21 protein-coding genes are annotated in these 20,417 nt (G+C 56.8%); 15 read left to right on the forward strand and 6 right to left on the reverse strand.

The features are described 5' to 3' along the window. Positions 1–13: 13 nt before the first annotated feature. Entirely contained in the window at positions 14–934 is a 921-nt protein-coding gene (ppk2, locus tag ACEN9O_RS23140) for a polyphosphate kinase 2 (protein ID WP_495614148.1), read from the reverse strand. 14 nt (positions 935–948) lie between these two features. After that, positions 949–2,547, reverse strand: coding sequence for an inorganic phosphate transporter (locus ACEN9O_RS23145; RefSeq protein ID WP_495614149.1), 1,599 nt, complete (start codon positions 2,545–2,547; stop codon positions 949–951). A 163-nt stretch (positions 2,548–2,710) separates the two neighbouring features. Between ACEN9O_RS23145 and ACEN9O_RS23150 the strand changes: the two genes are divergently transcribed. The 10 genes from ACEN9O_RS23150 (at position 2,711) to ACEN9O_RS23195 (ending at position 10,040) form a co-directional block, all read left to right on the forward strand. After that, positions 2,711–3,142: a GNAT family N-acetyltransferase gene (locus ACEN9O_RS23150; RefSeq protein ID WP_495614150.1), complete on the forward strand. Its 432-nt coding sequence runs from the start codon at positions 2,711–2,713 to the stop codon at positions 3,140–3,142. Between the two features lie 200 nt (positions 3,143–3,342). Next, positions 3,343–3,795: a hypothetical protein gene (locus ACEN9O_RS23155; protein WP_495614151.1), complete on the forward strand. Its 453-nt coding sequence runs from the start codon at positions 3,343–3,345 to the stop codon at positions 3,793–3,795. Positions 3,796–3,839: 44 nt separating this feature from the next. After that, the gene (locus tag ACEN9O_RS23160; RefSeq protein WP_495614152.1) at positions 3,840–4,178 is read left to right on the forward strand and encodes a DUF2489 domain-containing protein; all 339 of its coding nucleotides are present in this window, start codon (positions 3,840–3,842) and stop codon (positions 4,176–4,178) included. Between the two features lie 166 nt (positions 4,179–4,344). Continuing rightward, positions 4,345–4,896, forward strand: a complete 552-nt coding sequence (locus tag ACEN9O_RS23165) for a VOC family protein (RefSeq protein ID WP_495614153.1) — start codon at positions 4,345–4,347, stop codon at positions 4,894–4,896. Between the two features lie 145 nt (positions 4,897–5,041). Then, positions 5,042–5,485: a hypothetical protein gene (locus ACEN9O_RS23170; protein ID WP_495614154.1), complete on the forward strand. Its 444-nt coding sequence runs from the start codon at positions 5,042–5,044 to the stop codon at positions 5,483–5,485. Positions 5,486–5,644: 159 nt separating this feature from the next. Beyond that, a complete protein-coding gene (locus ACEN9O_RS23175; protein ID WP_495614155.1) occupies positions 5,645–6,235 on the forward strand; it encodes a hypothetical protein in 591 nt (196 codons plus the stop codon). Positions 6,236–6,354: 119 nt separating this feature from the next. After that, the gene (locus ACEN9O_RS23180) at positions 6,355–6,843 is read left to right on the forward strand and encodes a hypothetical protein (RefSeq protein ID WP_495614156.1); all 489 of its coding nucleotides are present in this window, start codon (positions 6,355–6,357) and stop codon (positions 6,841–6,843) included. A 78-nt stretch (positions 6,844–6,921) separates the two neighbouring features. Further along, positions 6,922–7,323: a hypothetical protein gene (locus tag ACEN9O_RS23185; RefSeq protein ID WP_495614157.1), complete on the forward strand. Its 402-nt coding sequence runs from the start codon at positions 6,922–6,924 to the stop codon at positions 7,321–7,323. A gap of 587 nt (positions 7,324–7,910) precedes the next feature. Then, entirely contained in the window at positions 7,911–8,951 is a 1,041-nt protein-coding gene (locus ACEN9O_RS23190) for a hypothetical protein (RefSeq protein WP_495614158.1), read from the forward strand. 615 nt (positions 8,952–9,566) lie between these two features. Beyond that, positions 9,567–10,040: a cache domain-containing protein gene (locus ACEN9O_RS23195; protein WP_495614159.1), complete on the forward strand. Its 474-nt coding sequence runs from the start codon at positions 9,567–9,569 to the stop codon at positions 10,038–10,040. A gap of 200 nt (positions 10,041–10,240) precedes the next feature. Here the strand turns inward: ACEN9O_RS23195 and ACEN9O_RS23200 are convergent, their stop codons facing one another. After that, a complete protein-coding gene (locus ACEN9O_RS23200; protein WP_495614160.1) occupies positions 10,241–11,617 on the reverse strand; it encodes a wax ester/triacylglycerol synthase family O-acyltransferase in 1,377 nt (458 codons plus the stop codon). A 57-nt stretch (positions 11,618–11,674) separates the two neighbouring features. Continuing rightward, a complete protein-coding gene (locus tag ACEN9O_RS23205; protein ID WP_495614161.1) occupies positions 11,675–13,225 on the reverse strand; it encodes an SDR family oxidoreductase in 1,551 nt (516 codons plus the stop codon). Positions 13,226–13,539: 314 nt separating this feature from the next. Between ACEN9O_RS23205 and ACEN9O_RS23210 the strand changes: the two genes are divergently transcribed. After that, the gene (locus ACEN9O_RS23210) at positions 13,540–13,731 is read left to right on the forward strand and encodes a hypothetical protein (protein WP_495614162.1); all 192 of its coding nucleotides are present in this window, start codon (positions 13,540–13,542) and stop codon (positions 13,729–13,731) included. A gap of 9 nt (positions 13,732–13,740) precedes the next feature. Here ACEN9O_RS23210 and ACEN9O_RS23215 read toward each other — a convergent pair whose 3' ends face one another. Beyond that, positions 13,741–14,730: a 2-dehydropantoate 2-reductase gene (locus ACEN9O_RS23215; RefSeq protein ID WP_495614163.1), complete on the reverse strand. Its 990-nt coding sequence runs from the start codon at positions 14,728–14,730 to the stop codon at positions 13,741–13,743. A gap of 142 nt (positions 14,731–14,872) precedes the next feature. Next, a complete protein-coding gene (locus ACEN9O_RS23220) occupies positions 14,873–16,225 on the reverse strand; it encodes an MFS transporter (RefSeq protein ID WP_495614164.1) in 1,353 nt (450 codons plus the stop codon). 133 nt (positions 16,226–16,358) lie between these two features. On the opposite strand from ACEN9O_RS23220, the gene cyoA reads away from it, so the two are divergent. Genes cyoA through cyoD form a run of 4 tightly spaced genes read left to right on the forward strand, consistent with a single transcriptional unit; the run spans position 16,359 to position 20,380 of the window. Further along, positions 16,359–17,357: a ubiquinol oxidase subunit II gene (gene cyoA, locus ACEN9O_RS23225; RefSeq protein WP_495614165.1), complete on the forward strand. Its 999-nt coding sequence runs from the start codon at positions 16,359–16,361 to the stop codon at positions 17,355–17,357. Positions 17,358–17,359: 2 nt separating this feature from the next. Beyond that, a complete protein-coding gene (gene cyoB / locus ACEN9O_RS23230; protein ID WP_495614166.1) occupies positions 17,360–19,360 on the forward strand; it encodes a cytochrome o ubiquinol oxidase subunit I in 2,001 nt (666 codons plus the stop codon). After that, positions 19,353–19,982 (forward strand): cytochrome o ubiquinol oxidase subunit III, encoded by a 630-nt coding sequence (gene cyoC, locus ACEN9O_RS23235; RefSeq protein WP_495614167.1) that lies wholly within the window; start codon positions 19,353–19,355, stop codon positions 19,980–19,982. The genes cyoB and cyoC overlap by 8 nt, the downstream gene beginning before the upstream one ends. Beyond that, the gene (gene cyoD / locus ACEN9O_RS23240; protein WP_495614168.1) at positions 19,979–20,380 is read left to right on the forward strand and encodes a cytochrome o ubiquinol oxidase subunit IV; all 402 of its coding nucleotides are present in this window, start codon (positions 19,979–19,981) and stop codon (positions 20,378–20,380) included. The genes cyoC and cyoD overlap by 4 nt, the downstream gene beginning before the upstream one ends. Positions 20,381–20,417 lie beyond the last annotated feature (37 nt).

Below are 20,417 nucleotides of genomic sequence, written 5' to 3' on the forward strand. Positions count from 1 at the left end.
ACACCGACGCCGCTCAGTACACCTCAGGCACGATGATCTCGGCCGGCACCGGACGGCGCACATAGTCCTCGTGGTACTCGCGCTCCGGCAGCTGGATCGATGGATGCTCGACTTCCACATAAGGCATCTGCTGCAGCAGGTGATGGATGCAGTTCAGCCGCGCCTTCTTCTTGTCCACGCCTTGCACCACCCACCACGGCGCCTCCGGGATGTGGGTGCGCTCCAGCATGATCTCCTTGGCCTTGGTGTACTCCTCCCAGCGGCGGCGCGACTCCAGGTCCATCGGGCTCAGTTTCCATTGTTTGAGCGGATCGTGGATGCGGCCCAGGAAGCGGGCGTTCTGCTCCTCGTCCGAAATCGAGAACCAGTATTTGATCAACTGGATGCCCGAACGCGCCAGCATGCGCTCGAACTCCGGCACGGTCTGGAAGAACTCTTCGTACTGCTCGTCGGTGCAAAAGCCCATCACGCGTTCGACGCCGGCGCGGTTGTACCAGCTGCGGTCGAACAGCACGATCTCGCCGGCGGCCGGCAGGTGCGAGGTGTAGCGCTGGAAGTACCACTGCGTGCGTTCGCGATTGTTCGGCGCCGGCAGCGCGGCTACGCGGCACACGCGCGGATTCAGGCGCTGCACGATGCGCTTGATAACGCCACCCTTGCCGGCGGCGTCGCGGCCTTCGAACAGGATCACCACCTTGTGGCCGGTGTGGACCACCCAATCCTGCAGCTTGACCAGCTCCGCCTGCAGACGGAACAGTTCGCGGAAGTACTGGCGGCGGGCTTCCTTGGCCGCTTCGCTACGTTCGCTCACCACCACCTCGCGCGTGACCGGGTCGATCTCGCGGTCTTCCAGTTCCATCTCCAGTTCTTCGTCATAGCTGTCGGTCAGTTCGCGCTGCACGCGTTCCATCAAATCGGTTTCGTTCAATCGCATGCTGATTCCTTGGTTCAGAAAATGTGGGAGAACAGCCAGAACAGCGAACCCGATAACAGGATCGCGGCCGGCAGCGTCAGCACCCAGGCCATGGCCAAGTTGCGGACGGTGGACCATTGCAGGCCGGAGCGGTTGGCGGCCATCGTACCGGCCACGCCGGACGACAGCACGTGCGTGGTCGAAACCGGCAGGCCGTACATATCGGCCGCGCCGATGGTCAGCATCGCTACCAGTTCGGCCGACGCGCCTTGCGCGTAGGTCAGGTGCGATTTGCCGATCTTCTCGCCGACGGTCACGACGATGCGCTTCCAGCCCACCATCGTGCCCAGTCCCAGCGCGATCGCCACCGCCACCTTGACCCATAGCGGAATGAACTTGGTGGCGTCGTCCAGTTGCTGCTTGAAGGCCTTCAGATTGGCGGTGGTGTCGGCATCGAAGGGCAGGGCCTTGGTCTTGTCCATGACGCGCATCGCTTCCGCCGCCAGGTACATATCGTTGCGGACGTTGCCCACGGTTTCAGCCGGCACCTTGGCTAGCGAACCATGCTGCTTGACCGCCTGGCCGATATCGCCGACCAGTGTGGCCAGCGCTGGCACCACGGCTGGAGTCAACTGCTTGTCGCGGATGTAGGTCGTCAGCACGGGGCGCGGCTCGGCCAGCGCCGGAGCGCTAGGCGGCGCATATTTTTGCAGCGACTGCTGCGTGACCTGGGCTACGGCGACGAACTGCGTCACATGGTCGACCGGCAGCGCGCGATTCAGCGCATAAGCCATCGGCACGGTGCCGACCAGGATCAGCATGATCAGGCCCATGCCTTTTTGGCCATCGTTGGAGCCGTGGGCGAAGGAGACGCCGGTGCAGGTCAAGATCAGCAGGCCGCGGATGTACCAGGGCGGCGGCGTGTTGCCGACCGGCGCCTCATACAGTTCGCGGCTCTTGACGAAGGCGCGCAGTGCCAGCAGCAGCAAGGCGGCGCAGAAGAAGCCGACCATCGGCGACAGCAGCAGCGAGTAGCCAACCTTGGCCGCCTGCGCCCAATCGACGCCGCTGGTGCCGTCACGGCCATGCATCAGCGCATTGGCGATGCCGACGCCGAGAATGGAGCCGATCATGGTGTGCGAGGACGACGCCGGCAGGCCAAGCGCCCAGGTGCCGAGGTTCCAGACGATGGCGGCGATCAGCAGCGCGAACACCATGGCGAAGCCGGAGCCGGAGCCTACCTGCAGTATCAGCTCCACCGGCAGCAGCGAGATGATGCCGAAGGCGACGGCGCCGCTGGAGGTCAGCACGCCGAGGAAGTTGAAGCAGCCGGACCAGACGACAGCGGCGTTGGCCGGCATCGAGTTGGTGTAGATGACGGTGGCAACGGCGTTGGCGGTGTCGTGGAAGCCGTTGACGAATTCGAAGGCAAGGGCGATCAGCAGGGCCAGGCCAAGCAGCATGTAAGGCAGCCAGCTGGTGGCGACCGGACCGGCTTCGGTGACGTCGGAGCGCAGGCTGTAGCCGCTGAACAGCAGGCCAGCGACCAGCAGCACGAAGAAGATGAGGGCGGTGATGGGGGTGTTCTTGCTGTCTGCGGGGCTGACCCGCACGGGTTGGACGACCGTATTCATGCCATTCAGCTCCAGTCTAAAGTTGGTAGCTGAATGTACTTGTCGAATATGACAGAGGTATGACGACATCTATGGTTGCAGTGTGCATAGTGAGAATGCGTGAATATCTTTCTTGGGAGTCACTGTATAGTTCTGCAAGTGCCGATTTAACCGTATTTTCAAAATGACAGATATTTCAGTTACCGTGGCACAGGGCGATGAGCTTGCCGAGGTCGTGCAGTTGTACAAAATTGTTGGGTACGGTGGCGGGGTCTCCGCTGACGACGTAACAGTCATAGCTCGAAAGGAAGGCCGCCTGATTGGCGAGGTTCGCCTATGTAATGAGGGGGCATTTAAAGTTCTACGAGGTATGCATGTGCATCCCGATTTCCAGCAGCAAGGCGTCGGCAGCGTTCTGCTATCTCATTGCGTGCCTCATCTTAATGACGGTCATGCCTACTGTTTGCCATACAATCACTTAGTCCGATTTTATGAGCAGATTAATTTTGCAGTTGCGGAGGCGGATGAGCTTCCGCCGATCCTTCTGAGTAGACTTACAGCTTACGTTTCAGCAGGGCAAGCTGTGTTGGCAATGAAACGCCTACCACTTGGCTGAATGTGTAACCACTAGCGGACATGAGCCTGCCATAACAACGGGTATTCCAAAAATGACGGTCAAGTCGCCTCTCACTGAAAGGTATTCGCGCTGGCGTATCGTGAGCTTTGCCGCCTTTGCAGTGATGGTTGGCCTGTTTTTGTTCTCGCTTTTTTAAAAACATGAATTGAGACGCATCGGCTACCGGCCAAGAGTAGCCGTTGAGCGATATTGAGGACTTTAAAATGCGGAATTTGGTTGTGAGTCTGGTCGTTCTGTTGGCATGTCTTCATGTGAATGCCTCCGAAATTGTAACCATGGAGACCGCCGTAAAGCTTGCCGAAGTCTTTGTCGCGGCGAACGGTTATACAGACCTGCCCGAGTCAGGCGTTAAGCATGCACTCGATTACGAGAGCATTGAGTGGACCTCTGCCCGAAAAGAGCTTTTAAAGGGGCGACGTAACACCTTGTTGCCAACGGCCATTGGAGCGAAATATGGTCGAAAAAGTGGGCAATCGGGATGGAGCGTGGCGTTTGATTACGCTAACCAGCGCGGTATTCCTGACGCGTGCCGAGTCGTGACAATGGAATCGAATGGCCGCGATATACGAATCGAACATGTTGACGGCATTCGAAAATATTTTGCGGGTTTTGAAAAAGATCAGCGACGCTAAACGACCGGCAGATGACACTAGCGACTGAATGAACGGTACATGCTATGCGCGAGAAAATTAGTCATGAGGAATACGTCCAATCGGTTCGCGACCAAGTCGTAAAAACCGCAAAGGCAATGCAAAACGGCGAACTTAGTTACCTTCTCGGCGCAAGAAAACTCGATGCCCTTCGACATGAAGCCTCGGTAAAGGATGACGATGCAGATTTTAGAGTGTTCGTCGCGATTGCTTCAGAAACGGACGATTTCCCCTTGGGGACTGCTCGACAGCACTGGGACAGGGGCGCGCTGGACCGGCTTCAGCCTGAAATTGACGCTGCTGAAATTTGGGCCAGGGAGCAGGCGGAGTCAACATGCGCCAAGCTCGTCCGACGATTCAGCTAACGGCCAGTTTCAGACTTTCGCGTAACCGACGAATGTGATGAAGTTTTATTAGTGATTTTTTGTCGCCGGAAAAGTCGTCTTTTATTTTCCTGATTTCTAGCAGATACATTTAACGAAGCTAAAGAGCTAAATTATGAGTGATTTTCAGAAATCTGGAGTGTAGACGATGGCGTTTGAGTTAGTACATTCACGTTGCGTCATCGATAGGAAAAAAAGTGTTCGTGTAGACTTTTATAAGGATACAGGAAGCATTGAAAATTTGGATGGCACGCGTTTAAGGCAGGCGCTCTGCTTCTATTATGTGTATGGCGGATTGGAGATGGGGAGCGGCACGTATTTTGTTTCATTTACACCTTACAAGTATAAAGGTGCTGATGGTAAGGATTACGTCGATATCTGCCCAACAAATATTATTCTTCCAATAAAAACGCTGGCGACATATTTTTCAAAAAACCAGCAAAGCGATGTGGCCAGACTCGGGCTAGAGCATTTTATTGCCGGCTACCACGTAGGCATTTACGTATCCGATTTGAAGAAGGCGTTTGCCTTTTATTGCAAGTCACAATTGACCCTTGTTAAAGAGCGAACCGGTATTGATTGGACCGTTTGCATTGATGTCACGGACTGTCGGCAAGATATAGCACTAACGAAGCTTATCGAGATGGAAGGCCGCGAAACGCAACCCTGCCCTGTTAACTGGGATTATCCAAGCGGATGAGCTAATGTAACATCGACCTGCCGGTTTCGGGAGCACGCTATGGACGTTTATGGGCGGCTTCAGCATGAAATGAGAATTTGTGAGTTTTTTTGATTAGCAAGCTGCTATCCTGAACCCCTGTGGCCGAGTTAGTGGAGAGATTGATATGCAAAAATCTGTGCAGGTCTTGATGTTTATTAGCGCTATCTGGGCTGCGGCTGCGAACGCCAATCCGCCCGCGACGTTGAGTGACGACGACTGGATTGCTGCCGCCCGGGTTTCTCTAGCGGCAGTTGACCATTCAAACCAGTCCATTATCGTGATCGACGATAACCTACCCATACCCGCTCAGAATGCTATAAAACACTTACGCAAAACGATATCAATTAACGAACTCCCAAACAAAGACAACTTTGAATTGCCGCCAGGGGGCTACCTCAGGGTGCGCCAGCTTGCGTTGAGCGGCGACCGTTTTGAATTCCGAAGTACGAGTGGTGTTATCCCAAAAAATGCCAACCTAAACTGCGGTGTGACTGAGCACTTCTTTATCGCTCGGGATGCGGGAGGTGCTTGGAAGCCTGACGATCTCCGCACCGTTACTATGTGCTGATATTACGGATGGGAGACAATAAGGCAAGACATTAGCTGTTAGAAAGGCATCGCAATTTGTCATTCAATGACGGGCCGCTTCGGACGACAATCGACCGTCGCCATTCGGCCATCAGCGGACATTGAACTACTTGCATTCAATTCGAATTATTTAGAGAAAATGCGTACCTTAAAATTTGTAATCCTTATTCTGCTTTCCAGTGTCCTATCCGCCTGTGTGACTGCGCCTGATGTTCGCATAGAGGAAAGCGCACCCGTAGCGAAATCTTCTCAAGTGGGTTCGCCTATCGTGTCTGAGCCTCTGAAGCTTAACGACACAAGGATCAGCATGAATGTGGAAGGTGGATTTATGCGAGAAGTTAGCCAGGAGTTTTCCGATGAATTGAGCTTTAAGATGCGCATGATAGAAGAGCATGCGGTTATAAAATGGTCGCCGGTAATTGGTGTCTGCCTCAAGCAGTCATCTTCCGAAGCATCGGCGTGCATGCAGTTCCTACGGATCTCGGATATGGGCCCCGACTTCAGAGCAACCTTCTACTACCTGGATAACAAGCAGGCGCCACGCCATCATAACCTGATCTTGGTGGGTCACAAATCTGCTTTGGGCCAAGCGATCAACATTACGGTTAAACAGAAGTCGGATCAGTTGATATTTTCAATCAACGGCAAGGACGAAACCTTCCCTGTTCCTTTCAAAGCCGAAATCCTAGAATATCACTGTTCCTCTGCAGTGTGTGAATTCCGCGATTGAGCGACGAAATAGGTCCCCGTACCGCCGGTGGAAAATCTGCCTGGCTGCCACCGGCCAAAAGCGGTCTTCATCGCTGCATCAGCTTTGCCTAAGATTGCATCCACCAACGCCTGGTTACCATGAATCGAATCTTCCGCAATTTTATAGCTATCGTTATGGCTGGGAGCGCTGTTCCAGCGCTTGCGTGTGGGCCGGCAGCATCTCAAGATTATGCAAAGACAGAAGAACGTGTCCGTGAACGATTTGAGAGCGTTGATTCGGTCATGCTCGTTACTCTCCTTGATGTTAGGAAAGTAAAAAAGATAGAAATGGAAATTGAGCTTCAGGGAGAAAAGTCAACCTTCAGGATCGATCGTGTATTCAAGGGAAGCGCAAAGTCAGGCGGCAAACTGATCCTTAATACGTACACCACTTGTGCCAATTATGTTGTAGAAAAATGGAATGGAAATAAAGGTCCGATTGTTTTGTCACGGAAATGGCTTCTATACCGAAATCAGTCTGATACTCAGATGCCAGCGCACGATATGGCACAGCCATTTGATTTTGCAACCTACGACGTCAAGGTTCTACAGAATTTAGTCCGTGTCCGCGTTAATAAGCCTCGCTAATATAGCGTTACATTTTGATAATTTTCGGCCGAGATCGGTCAGAAGCAACCGCTCGATTGACGAATCATAGGAATAAAAATGAAAAAAATTCTAATTTTTCTCACAAATAGTACGCGATTGTTGAGCGGATTTGTGGGTTTCGGTTTTGTTATTCTTTCCTTGCCACTTTCATTACTTGCCGCCGCATTTCCTCAGGGAGAACCATCTACGCCAACTTGGGAAATTATCGGCTTCGTTGTAGGAAACGGAATTCTAGTAGCAGCGGGCTTTATTATGTTTTCTTTAGGGTGGTCAAAAACTTTCACAAGATTGAATTTTAGGCGCCTAACTTTTTTATTTTTACTATTTCCGCTAGTAGTTAGTTTTATTTTAATTAATGCCAGTCGAACGCAGTTCCCACCAAAGGAAATTGCAATTATATTTTGCATTTTTACGTTATGGCTACTTCTTTTGTGCGTTAAGCCGAATTTGCTAAAATAATCGCTATTAAAAAAATATTGATGGCTGGAATCGGCCAAAACCAGCCGGTCAAAGAGTGTGAGAAAGGGAATAGTTATGAGTTGGGACATAACTGTCCAGCGCTTCAGCAAGGAGTATGCATCCATCGCCGAAATTCCAGACGACGAGTAGTGTTCAGTTCTTGGAAGCAGCGCGGAGGTTCGGACTGTGATAAGTCGATTTTTTCTTGCTGTCGATTGGACTGACAGTGCCTGGGGTATCTTCGAGTCTGACTATGGTTCTGTGGAATTCAACATAGGAGCAGACGAACAGAATAATGGATTCATGATGCACGTGCGCGCCTCCAATCATGTAATCCCCATAATCGTGGCCATGTGTCTGTCGGAACGTTGGCAGGCTCTTGATTGTAGCGAGGGTGTGTTTTTGGAAAAAGCATCAGCCTCGGCCGCAGGACTTGAAAGCTGGACGGCATATCGCAACCAAGTAATAGACGGCGCGTAGTTGCCAGTTCGGCCACCAGCGGACCGACGAGACATAGGATAATACGCGATGACTTCTACGAAAATGGTTGTTTGATGAAAAGATGTATTTATAGCGGCGAAATCATTGTGCAAGATAAGTTGGCAAGCGACAAAAACAAGGATTCTCTTGCGCATGTATTTCCAAATTCTATAGGTGGTCATAAAGGCTACAGAGGAATTTTGTCAAAAGACTCTAATTCCACAATCGGAAATTCTATTGAAAAGCCTTTTTGCGACCTCTTCGGATGTTTATTGCTTGACATAAATCCAGTAAGACAGCGTGGGGCGCCACTTGCAAAGGAGTACGTTACCAAAGATGGAATCAAGGTCGTAAAATCTCCTGGCGGAGTCCAATTGGAAATCGCTGAGCCATTTAAATTGAAATTTGGTGAAAATACTTTTCTTTATTCTCCGAGCAAGAGAAAAAATAAAAAGTTAATAGAAAAATTTCAATCATGGGAAGACAATTTAAAGCTAGTCGATATCAATAGTACAGATATATTTTCTCCAGAAATAGCAACAAAATTTGAATTCGACTATTCAAAAATTCTTCCTGCATTGAATATATTTGCATGCACTTATGCTGCGGGAAACGGTCTAAATTTTGGTCAAAAATTCAAAAAAATAGTCGACAGAAAGTCAACTGAATATATCTTTTTGTGTGAAAGCAAATTCAAAATTAAAGCCCCGCTTTATTCGATTACGCACTCTATTGTCATAAAGAACGAAGGGGCGATATGCAAAGCTTACATTAATGTATTCGACATTTTTTCCGCATTGGTTTTTCTTCCTGGAAATGTTTTATGCGACACTAGTCACGGAATTGATATTATCACAGGAAAAGAGTTTGCCATAGAAGTTCCAGATAATTTTTTATCTTCCTCAAATATTGCAATTTATAAAAATCAAGAAAAATACACTGATGAATTTGCAAAAAAGAAACTAATCAGATTGCTAGAGTTAGTGCAATACCACCAAATGAAAAGATTTGTTATGTATGCATTTGAGTTTGCTTTTAAGGAAGTTCAATCTGATGAGGCTGCCATACATCTGGCTTGTGATTTGATTGAGAGAAAATATAGGGAGTTAAAACCGCCTTCGCTTCTAGTGGCTGGATTGACCAAGTAACACCAAGTCGCTTTTTGATTTACATCAGAATCATCGTCAAGCAATGCGGCAAGTTAAGGCCAGTATGCGTGACAGAGCTCATTTTAGCTACGCTGCAAATCTGCACGACATTACCCATCGACCGCTTCGGGGCGAATTCTGCCTGAGCTGAGCAAGGGGAGCACACCAGTATTTTCGATAAGATTGTCTCATTCTCTTCAGTGGCTCCCACCTCCACAAAAAGAATCCCGCAGGATTGGCATTGCTGGCCTGTGCATGATGGATCGCTTTGATCTGCATCAAGTAAATCTTTGATAGACATCTGGATAACTACCGACAGCCCGTTATTTCTGGATCTGACCGAGAGTAGCAGCATCCCCGACGCCAAGACGATCTGGCTGTTCCGAGACCGTCTGGCGCAAGCGGGCGCGGGTAGCCATACATCTCTTCCAACGGGCTAAGCTCGAACAAAATGAAGGGCATAAATTGGGCTGAATCGCGACATTCAGCCTGTGCGTCGATGCTGCGTGTTCGTTTAACGGCTACGAGGGAGACTCTTGTGCGAGTCTGAAATAAGAGCATAATCAGGCACAGTCTCGCCATTGACAACGGCGCAAACCTTTCTCAGGGGGCAACATGAGTAAGAATAGGAAGTCTATTGCGCTGCTGACCGCAGTTCAATTTATTGTATGTGCAAGCGCCCTGGCGGAGAATGAGCAAGCCAGTGCGCCGGAAGGCGAAGCCATGGTCAAGCAGGCCGTTGCCTTGATCAAATCCGCCGGGCCGGAGAAAGCCTACAAGGTATTCACCGAACATCCCGGCGGCGCATTCAAGGACCGCGATCTTTATGTATTTGTATATGACTTCGACGGGAACTGTTTGGCACAAGGGGCAAATCCCAAGATGGTAGGCAAGAATTTGCTCATCATTAAGGATGTCGATGGCAATTCTTTCATCAAAGGCATGATTGATATGGTCAAGAGCAAGGGCAAGGGCTGGTACGGTCCCTACAAGTTCAACAACATAAAGACGTCCACCTACGATCCCAAGAAATCCTATTGTGAGCCTGGAGCGCCGAACACGATAGTGTGCGTCGGCATACACCCCTGACCGGATGTTTCTTCGATTGAACCGTCACGAGTTTCTGTAGCGAATATGTTACATTTTAGGTATAACAAAGTGCTTAGTAAGAGGGCGGAACTGCGAAGGTCCGTAACGGGGCGGTAGCCGCCGATCGTTATTTCGGCGGCTGAAGCCCACAGTTGGAATCTTTGAGGCGCGGCTTACCGGACCGACGGAAGCCGTTTTGATCAGCGTGCCGGGGCTAACGGGGTTCCTGTCAGTTCACTTTCGGCTGCTTCATCGGGAGTTTCGAACGGCGCGGTGCGGGTGGCGAGCTCCAGCTCCTCGAAGGCGTCGTAGGTCAGCGTCATCAGGCGCTCCGGGTCGGGGACCAAGTCGGTGTCCACGAACAGCGCGAGCTGGATCTGTCCCGCATACGAAATGAACGCCAGGCCAACACCCAGCTTGCCGGCCTGCGGCACCCAGCAGATCAGATCCGTCATGCGCGAACCGGCCAGGTAGCGGCGGCTGCCGGGGCCTTCGATATTGGTCAGCACCACCGAGCCTTTGGACGTGAACAGGTTCAGCGCAAAGTGCTGCAAGGCCGTTGGCAGGCAGCCGGCGATCGACAAGAAGGCCATCGTGGCGCGCGGTTGGTGCGAGCGTTTGATAGCTGTCATGCGTTCGCTGGACTGGCGCAGGCGTACGCATGGATCGTCCATATTGGTCGGCAGGTCCACCGCTACCAGGCCAAACTCATTCCCCAGCTGGAAGGCATTGGCTTTCTCGCGCAGGTTGAAGGTGACGGCAGCGCGCAGCGCGCGGCCATCGGGACGCTGTCCGCGTTCGCCGAGATATTGGCGCAGCGCGCCGGAGACGGCCGCCACCCACACATCATTCAACGTCACGCCCATGCGCTTGGACATGGCGCGCACGCGGTCCATCTCCAGCGGCGGCAACCACACCAGCTGCTTGGTGCCGGTCATCGGCGCCTTAAACTGGCTGGGCGCATCGGGCCACAGCACCGACAGGCGCGCCACGTGGAAGGCGATCTTCAACCACGACACGCCGCGCGCCACCGCCGAGCACACGGCGTTGTGCGCCACCGTTGCGCGGTGCGGATGGCCGACCGGCGAGGGCGTGCGGCCATGCACGCCGTTGTCGTCGGTCAGGTGATTGAGCACGTGTACCAGCCCCAGGCCGTCGGTGATGCAGTGGTGGACGCGGAATACGATGGCGTGTCCGCCGTTGACGCGGTCCAGCACCGTCATGTGCCACATCGGCCGCTCGCGTTCCAGCGGCAGGTGGGCGATGCGGGTCATGTGGCCTTGCAGCTCTTCGCGGCTGACTTCCTGCGACATCTGTTCCAGCTTGATGTGCTGGGCGATGTTGAACTGGTCGTCCTCCACCCAGTGCGGACGGCCGCGCCGCTGCACCACCTTCTGCGTGAAGCGCGGGTAGTTGGGCAGGCGCAGGCCGATGGTGGAGATCAGCCGCTCCATGTCAACCGCGCCCTCGAACAGCAGGATACTGTTGATGACCATCAGGTTCTTGTCTGTGTCCATGCGATGCCACGCATAGTCGCGACGCGTCATTGCCGCCGGTGCTGCGGTTGGTTTGCTCATTTGATGCTGTCTCCTCATGCGGCACCGGATCTTTGCCGATGTCCGCTTATATTTCGCTTATATTTTTACTGGCCGTGCTTCCGCTTCCTGTTCTGGAACCGGCGCCGCTGCCGCCACCGCCTCCACGGATTTGGGTGAGCGCGGCCGCAGGGCATAGCGGTTCAAGCCAGACATGTGGATGCGGCACAGGTATTCCGGCCAGTCGATGACGGTCGGGTCGACCATGTAGCGCGCCCGGTCTTCGCTGCCGAAGCGCTGCGCCAGCGCCATCAGCGATTTGTTATGGAACACGTAGCGCGGCGCGGTGTAGAACGAGAACGTCAACGCCAGCAGCTGCGTGGTACGCAGTGCTTCGAGCTTGGGCGATTCGCCCGCGCCCAGCAGGCGGCGCACGCCGCTCCATGCTGTCGCGCCCAGGCTCATGGCCCGCAGCATCAACAGGAATGCCGGACGGCTGACGACGCGGAAGCCGTGCTTAGGTTCGTTGTAGAACAGCCGCTCGTAGTTGCGCCAGTTGCGCTGCGATTCGGTCTGGATCAGTTCGATCACGCGGCCCACCGAGATCGGGTTGGCGGAGCCGGTGCAGGCTTGGTAGATGCGCGTGGCGCCGGGAGCGGCCAGCGCCTCGGCGGCCGCCAGCACGATGCTGTTGGCGACCATGTCGGCCGGCACGATGTCGACGATCTCGTTCGGCTTGGCCGGGAAGAAGCTGGTCTTGCCGCGCGCGTAGGCCAGGATGATGGCGTCGGCCACCTTCACGCCTTCCAGCCAGCCGGGCGCCGGCTCCTGCAGGGTGCTTTCGATGATGGACGGGCGCACGATGGTCAGCGTCTTGCCGCGCATGGCCTGCATCGCCAGCTGCTCGCCCATCCACTTGGTGAAGGTGTAGGTGTCGTTCCAGCCGTGGTAGTTGGCTTCGGCGATGCCCAGCTCCGTCAGGCGACGCGGCAGCTGTTCGGCGTCGCTGGTGTCGGCCTTGATTGCGGCCACCCGGTGCTGCAGGTGTTTGAGTAAACCGTATAAATCATAATGGCCGTCGGCGTGGCGCGGGATGGCGGCGCGCGCCGGGGTCACGTTTTGCTCCAGCATGTCGCCCCGGTTGTAGCCGTTGACGTAGCAGGTGGATACCTGCACCAGCGGCGCGTTGTTGGCGCGCGCCAGTTCGGCGACGTTCTGCACGCTGAGGGCGTTGATGGCCAACGCCACATCCAGCGCTTCCCGGAAGTTGACGCTGGCGGCTGCGTTGATCACCAGGTCGATGCGGCGGGCCAGTGCGTTGAACTCGGCCAGCGGCATGCCGAAGCAGGGCTCGGTCACTTCGCCGGTCACGCATTCGATGCGCTCGGCGAAGAACTCGGCCAGGAAGGCCGGGCGTTCGGCGCGCAGGCGGTCGAAGATGGAGGAGGTGGCGATGTCGCGCTCAAAGCGGGTGCGGGCGTCGCCGTTGGTCTTGCCGCGGCCGCCGCGGATCACCAGCACGATGCGGCCGATGTCGGGCACGCTGCGGATGAGCTTTTCCAGCACTACCTTGGCGAGAAAACCGGTGCTGCCGGTAATCAGTACGCGCTTACCGGACAGTGCTGCGTGTACGTTCAATGCTGGTTTCATAGGAGGTTTTCTCAGAAACGGTGTCATTACTGCAATGAGCCGATCTTAGAGCGAAACCGGGGAGTGACTGGCGATTTTGCAGTGGCTTTGGAAGCCAAACGCATGGCTGCGCGAGTCATGCGGAGTGAGCACCGGAGAAACGGATATGGTCCCATTTGCAATATTGAGGCATTTGCGCAACGCTCTATGTTCGCTGGGAACTCAGTCTGGTCTTACATCGGCCTGAGCGGCGCTCCTATACCGCGCTGTGGCTGGCTGGAAGATGATGGTTTACCGGTAATGCCGGCATACAACTACTTCTACAGGAGATCATCATGACTCAGCGTCAAAAACCGGAAGAGGCTAAGCAATCGGGCACGCCAGGCTCGCAGCAGAGCGGCACGCGTGGCGGCAGTCAGCAGCAAAGCGTGGACACCAGCCGTGATACGAAGAACAAGGAAAACAGCGATCCTGCCCAGCGGCAGTCGGGCAGCCGCGATGAGCGGGGTAATCGCGACGAGCGCTAGGCCCGTAGTTTAGCGGGGGGCCTCGGGATACAGGCCGTGGACGCGGCCGAACAGCCGGGTGAGTCCCAGCAGGGCGTCGATGTGCGGGGTGGGCAGCTGCAACCGCTGGCCGATCTCGCGCACGGCGCCCACCAGTGCGTCCAGTTCCAGCATGCGGCCGGCTTCGGCGTCCTGCAGCATGGAGCTTTTGAAGGCGCCCAGCTTGCGCGTGACGAGGTGGCGCTGCTCGGGCGTTTCGGCGATGCGGCAGTCGATGCGCTCGCCGATGATGGCCGCCTCGCGCATCGCGGCGCGGCAGAACTCTGCCACCAATTGATCGTCCAGGATGCGGTCCGCCGTCGCGCCGGTGATGGCCGAGACTGGATTCAGGGTCATGTTTCCCCATAATTTGTACCAGATGTCGTAGCGGATATCGGCCGATACCTTGACGTCGAAGCCGCCCAGGCGCAGCAGGGCGCCTAGTTGCCGGGCGCGTTCGGAGTCGCCGCCGGCCGGTTCGCCGATGATCAGGCCATTGCCCATCTTGTGGCTGACCAGGCCTGGCGACGGCGCAGCGGTGCTGGCGTGGACCACGCAGCCCAGCACTTGCCGGTAGGGCAGCACGGCCGCGATGACGCCGCCGGGATCGACGCTGGCCAGCGGTTCGTCGCCGATGGCGGGCACGCCCTGGCCGAACCACCAGGGCACGCCGTTCATTGCGGGGAGGATGAGGGTGTCGGGGCCGATCAGCGGCGCGATCTGCAGGGCCACGGCGGCCAGCGCCTGGCCCTTGACGGCGATGATCACCACGTCCTGCGGGCCCAGTTCGGCTGCGTCGTTGCTGGCGCGGGCAGGGACCTGGGTCAGCACGCCGTCCTGTTGGAGGCGCCAGCCTTCTTGCCGCAGGGCGGCGAGCGTGTCGCCGCGCGCGTACGCGCTCAAGTCGCAGGACCGGGCTGCGGCCAGGCGCGCACCGATGAAACCACCGATGGCGCCGGCGCCTGCTATGCATACTTTCATTCGATACTCCGTGTGGGAAAGTTTGCTTATTTTGCCACAGCAGAGAAGCACGCACGTCGTTCCCGCGCACGCGGGAATCCATACTTCGCAGCCGTAGCTGACTCAGCATGGGTTCCCGCTTTCGCGGGAACGACGGGGTATGTTAGTTACGGATGTCGAGCGCGCGGTTCAGGCTCAGTGCCGCCAGCGAGCAGACCGCGCCCGACAGCAGGTACAAGCCCACATACGCCAACCCGAACTGCGACGACACGCCCAGTGCCACCAGCGGCGCGAACCCCGCGCCCACCAGCCATGCCAGGTCGGACGTGAAGGCCGCGCCGGTGTAGCGGTATTGCGCCGGGAAGTTGGCCGTGACCGCGCCTGCTGCCTGGCCGTACGACAGACCCAGCAGGGCGAAGCCCAGCATGATAAAGGTATCCTGCGCGCCTTCGCCGCCGTTGAGCAGCATCGGCACGAAGCCGCTGAACACCGCGATCAGGATGGCCAGCGAGCCCAACGTACGGCGGCGGCCGATGCGGTCGGCGATCACGCCGGACGCTACCACGCCGACAGCCATCAGCACCACGCCCACCATCTGCGTGCCGAGGAAGCCGGTCACCGAGCGTGGCGAGTAAATCGTGATCCACGACAGCGGGAGCACCGTCACCAGGTGGAACAGCGCATAGCTGGCCAGGGCGGCGAGGGCGCCGATGATCAGGTTGCGGCCCTGCGAGCTGGCCATCTCGATCACGCTGGTCGGCTGCAGTTCGCGCTCTTCCAGCAGCTTGGCGTACTCGCTGGTCGAGGTCAGGCGCAGGCGGGCGAACAGCGCCACCACGTTGATGGCGAAGGCCACGTAGAACGGATAGCGCCAGCCCCAGTCCATGAAGTCCAGGTCGCTCAGGTTGCCGATCAGGTACCAGAACAGGCCGGCGGCGATGAAGAAGCCGGTGGGCGCGCCCAGCTGGCCCAGCATCGCGTACCAGCCGCGCTTGTTTTCAGGGGCGTTGAGCGCCAGCAGCGACGGCAGGCCATCCCACGAGCCGCCCAGCGCCAGGCCCTGGCCGATACGCAACACCGACAATATCAGGATGGAGTAAAAACCGGTGTCGGCGTAGGATGGCAGGAAAGCAATGCCGGCGGTGGTCGAACCCAGCAGCAGCAGCGCGCCGGTGAGCTTGGCCTCACGCCCGTAGCGGCGCTGAATCGCCATTGATATCACGGTACCGATAGGCCTTGCAATAAAGGCAAAAGAGAAGATGGTGAACGCGTACAAGGTGCCTTCCAGCCGCCCGTCGAACGGGAACAGCAGCGAAGGGAACACCAGTACGGAAGCAATCGCGTAGACAAAGAAATCGAAATACTCGGAAGCGCGGCCTATCACCACGCCGACCGCTATTTCGCCTGGTGAAATGTGATCGTCGTCCCGTGCATTGATGTTGCGTGCATCATTACCGGCCTGAGATGGTTCTTGGGCGCCAACATGCACGCCATTTGGTGTAGTCGTAGTGGCCATAATCTCTGTCTCTTTACGTTGATTTTTTTATCACGAATATGTCCCGGCTCCTAGGACAAAGTGTCCAATGGCAAGAACATTCCGTGATTGGTACAGTACCACATCATCCACATACTGTAACGTAGATTACCTCATGATTCCTCCTCTCGCGCGTCGTGGACTGTTCCTCGCACCGCTGTTGTGGCTAGCAGGCTGCAACACGGTGGTGCTGAACCCGTCCGGTGATATCGCAGCCCAGCAGGCACACCTTGTTGTTGTGTCAACGCTGCTGATGCTGTTGATTATCGTACCCGTCATGTTTTTGATTTGCCTGTTCGCCTGGCGCTACAGGAAGTCGAACACCTCCGCTGAATACAAACCGAACTGGGACCATTCGACCAAGCTCGAACTGCTGATCTGGGGCGCACCGCTGCTGATCATCATCGTGCTGGGCCTGATCACCTGGATCTACACCCACTTGCTGGACCCATACCGTCCGCTGAGCCGCATCGACGAGAACCGTCCTGTGGCCGTCGGCGTCAAGCCGTTGGAAGTGCAGGTCGTGGCGATGGACTGGAAGTGGATGTTCATCTACCCGGAGCAGGGCATCGCCACCGTCAACGAGCTGGTGACCCCGATCGACGTGCCGGTGCGTTTCCACATGACCTCGTCGACCGTGATGAACGCGTTCTACATCCCTGCGCTGGCCGGCATGGTCTACACCATGCCCAGCATGGAGACCCAGCTGAACGCGGTGATGAACAAGGTGGGCGTGTACGACGGCTTCTCGTCGAACTACAGCGGCGCCGGTTTCTCGGACATGAAGTTCAAGTACCACGGCGTCAGCCAGGCTGACTTCGACGCCTGGGTCGCGAAAACCCGCGCCGGTGGCGGCACGCTGACCCGCGCCGGCTACCTGGACCTGGACAAGCCGACCATCAAGCATCCGATCATGCACTTCGGCAGCGTCGACAAAGGCCTGTACGACCTGGTGCTGAACCGCTGCGTGGCCGAAGGCTCGACCTGCATGAACGCGCAGATGGAGCAGGACGCCATGCGCATGCAGGCCGCCGCCGCCGCGAAAGAACTGCCGAAAGATGTGTGCGAGCCTAAAGTCGCCACCGCCACGGCCCAACCACTCCGTAAAGAATGACCATGTCTGATCTCAACCTGACCAAACTGATCTTTGGGCGGCTGTCGCTGGAAGCAATTCCATACCACGAGCCCATCCTGATCGGCACCTTCGCCATGGTGGCGATCGGCGGCCTGGCCTTCCTGGCCGCGATGTTCAAATTCCGCCTGTGGGGCCCGCTGTGGCGCGACTGGATCACCTCCATCGACCACAAGAAGATCGGCATCATGTACATGGTGCTGGCGATTATCATGATGCTGCGCGGCTTCGCCGACGCGCTGATGATGCGCGCCCAACAAGCGATCGCCTTCGGCGACAACGCCGGCATGCTGCCGCCGCACCACTACGACCAGATCTTCACGGCCCACGGCACGATCATGATCTTCTTCGTGGCGATGCCGCTGGTTACCGGCCTGATGAACTACGTGGTGCCGCTGCAGATCGGCGCGCGCGACGTCTCGTTCCCGTTCCTGAACAACTTCTCGTTCTGGATGACCACCTTCGGCGCCATGCTGACCATGGTCTCGCTGTTCGTCGGTGAATTCGGCCGCACCGGCTGGCTGGCCTTCCCGCCGCTGTCGGGCATCGCCGCCTCGCCGGATGTCGGGGTCGACTACTACATCTGGTCGCTGCAGGTGGCCGGGGTAGGGACCACGCTATCGGGCGTCAACCTGATCGCCACCATCGTCAAGATGCGCGCGCCAGGCATGAACATGATGAAAATGCCGGTCTTCACCTGGACCGCGCTGTGCACCAACGCCCTGATCGTCGCCACCTTCCCGATCCTGACCATCACCCTGGCGATGCTGTCGCTGGACCGCATGGTCGGCACCAACTTCTTCACCAACGACCTCGGCGGCAACCCGATGTTGTACGTCAACCTGATCTGGATCTGGGGCCACCCCGAGGTGTACATCCTGGTGCTGCCGGTGTTCGGCGTGTTCTCGGAAATCGTCTCGACCTTCAGCTCCAAGAAGCTGTTCGGCTACACCTCGATGGTGTACGCCACCGTCGTGATCACCATCCTGTCCTACCTGGTATGGCTGCACCACTTCTTCACCATGGGCTCGGGCGCGTCGGTGAACTCGTTCTTCGGCATCACGACGATGATCATCTCGATCCCGACCGGCGCCAAGATCTTCAACTGGCTGTTCACCATGTACAAGGGCCGCGTGCGCTTCGACGTGCCGATGCTGTGGACCGTCGGCTTCATGCTGACCTTCACCATCGGCGGCATGACCGGCGTGATGCTGGCCGTACCGCCTGCCGACTTCGTGCTGCACAACTCGCTGTTCCTGATCGCCCACTTCCACAACGTCATCATCGGCGGCGTGGTGTTCGGCTGCTTCGCCGGCCTGAACTACTGGTTCCCTAAAGCGTTCGGCTTCAAGCTCGACGAATTCTGGGGCAAGGTCTCGTTCTGGTGCTGGCTGGTGGGCTTCTGGGTGGCCTTCACGCCGCTGTACGTGATGGGCTTCATGGGCGTTACCCGCCGCATGAACCACTTCGAAGATCCTTCGCTGCAAAAATGGTTCGTGATCGCCGCCATCGGCGCGCTGATCATCGCCGCAGGTATCGGCGCGATGCTGGTGCAGTTCTACGTCAGCTGGAAGAACCGCGAGAAGCTGCGCGACGTCACCGGCGACCCATGGGGCGGCCGCACGCTGGAGTGGGCCACCTCGTCGCCACCGCCGGACTACAACTTCGCCTTCACGCCAGTGGTGCACGAGAGCGACAGCTGGGCCGACATGAAGGCCAACCACTACCAGCGTCCGACCAAAGGTTTTGTTGCTATCCACATGCCGAAGAACACCGCTGCCGGCTTCATCATCTCGGCGCTGTCGTTCGCGCTGGGCTTCAGCATGATCTGGCAGATGTGGATTCCTGCCGGCCTGTCGTTCATCGCCATGATGGCCGCCATCATCACGCATACCTTTAACTACAAGCGCGATTTCTACATCCCTGCGGAAGAAGTCGTCCGCACCGAAGAAGCGCATACTCGTTTGCTGGAAAGCCATGTCTGAAACTATCGCTAACGGCGCCGTGAGCGCCGACCCAAGCGCACGCTACTACGTGCGCGAACACCACCCGGAGAACGGCACGCTGCTGGGCTTCTGGCTCTACCTGATGAGCGACTGCCTGCTGTTCGCCGGCCTGTTCGCCGCCTACGCTGTGCTGGGCCGCAACTACGCGGGCGGCCCGACCGGCGCCGAGCTGTTCGACCTGCCAACCGTGGCCCTCAACACCGGCTTCCTGCTGATGTCGTCGATCACCTACGGCTTCGCCATGATCGCCGCGCAGCGCAAGAGCGTGAAGGCCACCATCGTCTGGCTGGCCATCACCGGCCTGTTCGGTATGGCCTTCCTGTACCTGGAACTGGATGAATTCGTTCACCTGATCCACGAAGGCGCCGGTCCGCAGCGCAGCGCGTTCCTGACCTCGTTCTTCGCGCTGGTCGGCACCCACGGCCTGCACGTGACCTTCGGTTCGATCTGGCTGGTCACGCTGATCTTCCAGCTGGCCAAGCACGGCCTGACGCCGGAAAACAACCGTCGCCTGATGTGCCTGTCGATGTTCTGGCACTTCCTGGACGTGATCTGGATCGGCGTGTTCACCTTTGTTTATCTGATGGGAGTCCTGCCATGAGCGCACACAATCACGACCACCACGGCCATGACGACCACGGCCACGGCCACGACGGCGTGCCGCACGGCAGCCTGAAGGACTACGCGATCGGCTTCGTGCTGTCGGTGATCCTGACCGCGATCCCGTTCTGGCTGGTGATGCACAAGGCCTTCGACAAGTCCAGCACCACCGCCGCGGTGATCCTGGCCTTCGCGGCGGTTCAGGTAGTGGTGCACATGGTGTACTTCCTGCACATGAACGGCAAGATCGAAGGCGGCTGGTCGCTGCTGGCCACCTTGTTCACGCTGGTGCTGCTGGTCATCGTACTGGCCGGCTCGATCTGGGTCATGTACCACATGAACGTCAACATGATGCCGTCCATGGGTACGGACGTGCACAACATGCGCGACATGCAATAATGGACGGGGCATCGCGCCCACGTTCCCGCGCCCTGCG

The organism is Duganella sp. Dugasp78, assembly GCF_059491455.1.

Coding starts and splice junctions, on each gene's coding strand:
- ppk2 (WP_495614148.1), bottom strand. CDS start 934: ATGCGATTGAACGAAACCGATTTGATGGAACGCGTGCAGCGCGAACTG.
- ACEN9O_RS23145 (WP_495614149.1), bottom strand. CDS start 2,547: ATGAATACGGTCGTCCAACCCGTGCGGGTCAGCCCCGCAGACAGCAAG.
- ACEN9O_RS23150 (WP_495614150.1), top strand. CDS start 2,711: ATGACAGATATTTCAGTTACCGTGGCACAGGGCGATGAGCTTGCCGAG.
- ACEN9O_RS23160 (WP_495614152.1), top strand. CDS start 3,840: ATGCGCGAGAAAATTAGTCATGAGGAATACGTCCAATCGGTTCGCGAC.
- ACEN9O_RS23165 (WP_495614153.1), top strand. CDS start 4,345: ATGGCGTTTGAGTTAGTACATTCACGTTGCGTCATCGATAGGAAAAAA.
- ACEN9O_RS23170 (WP_495614154.1), top strand. CDS start 5,042: ATGCAAAAATCTGTGCAGGTCTTGATGTTTATTAGCGCTATCTGGGCT.
- ACEN9O_RS23175 (WP_495614155.1), top strand. CDS start 5,645: ATGCGTACCTTAAAATTTGTAATCCTTATTCTGCTTTCCAGTGTCCTA.
- ACEN9O_RS23180 (WP_495614156.1), top strand. CDS start 6,355: ATGAATCGAATCTTCCGCAATTTTATAGCTATCGTTATGGCTGGGAGC.
- ACEN9O_RS23185 (WP_495614157.1), top strand. CDS start 6,922: ATGAAAAAAATTCTAATTTTTCTCACAAATAGTACGCGATTGTTGAGC.
- ACEN9O_RS23195 (WP_495614159.1), top strand. CDS start 9,567: ATGAGTAAGAATAGGAAGTCTATTGCGCTGCTGACCGCAGTTCAATTT.
- ACEN9O_RS23200 (WP_495614160.1), bottom strand. CDS start 11,617: ATGAGCAAACCAACCGCAGCACCGGCGGCAATGACGCGTCGCGACTAT.
- ACEN9O_RS23205 (WP_495614161.1), bottom strand. CDS start 13,225: ATGAAACCAGCATTGAACGTACACGCAGCACTGTCCGGTAAGCGCGTA.
- ACEN9O_RS23210 (WP_495614162.1), top strand. CDS start 13,540: ATGACTCAGCGTCAAAAACCGGAAGAGGCTAAGCAATCGGGCACGCCA.
- ACEN9O_RS23215 (WP_495614163.1), bottom strand. CDS start 14,730: ATGAAAGTATGCATAGCAGGCGCCGGCGCCATCGGTGGTTTCATCGGT.
- ACEN9O_RS23220 (WP_495614164.1), bottom strand. CDS start 16,225: ATGGCCACTACGACTACACCAAATGGCGTGCATGTTGGCGCCCAAGAA.
- cyoA (WP_495614165.1), top strand. CDS start 16,359: ATGATTCCTCCTCTCGCGCGTCGTGGACTGTTCCTCGCACCGCTGTTG.
- cyoB (WP_495614166.1), top strand. CDS start 17,360: ATGTCTGATCTCAACCTGACCAAACTGATCTTTGGGCGGCTGTCGCTG.
- cyoC (WP_495614167.1), top strand. CDS start 19,353: ATGTCTGAAACTATCGCTAACGGCGCCGTGAGCGCCGACCCAAGCGCA.
- cyoD (WP_495614168.1), top strand. CDS start 19,979: ATGAGCGCACACAATCACGACCACCACGGCCATGACGACCACGGCCAC.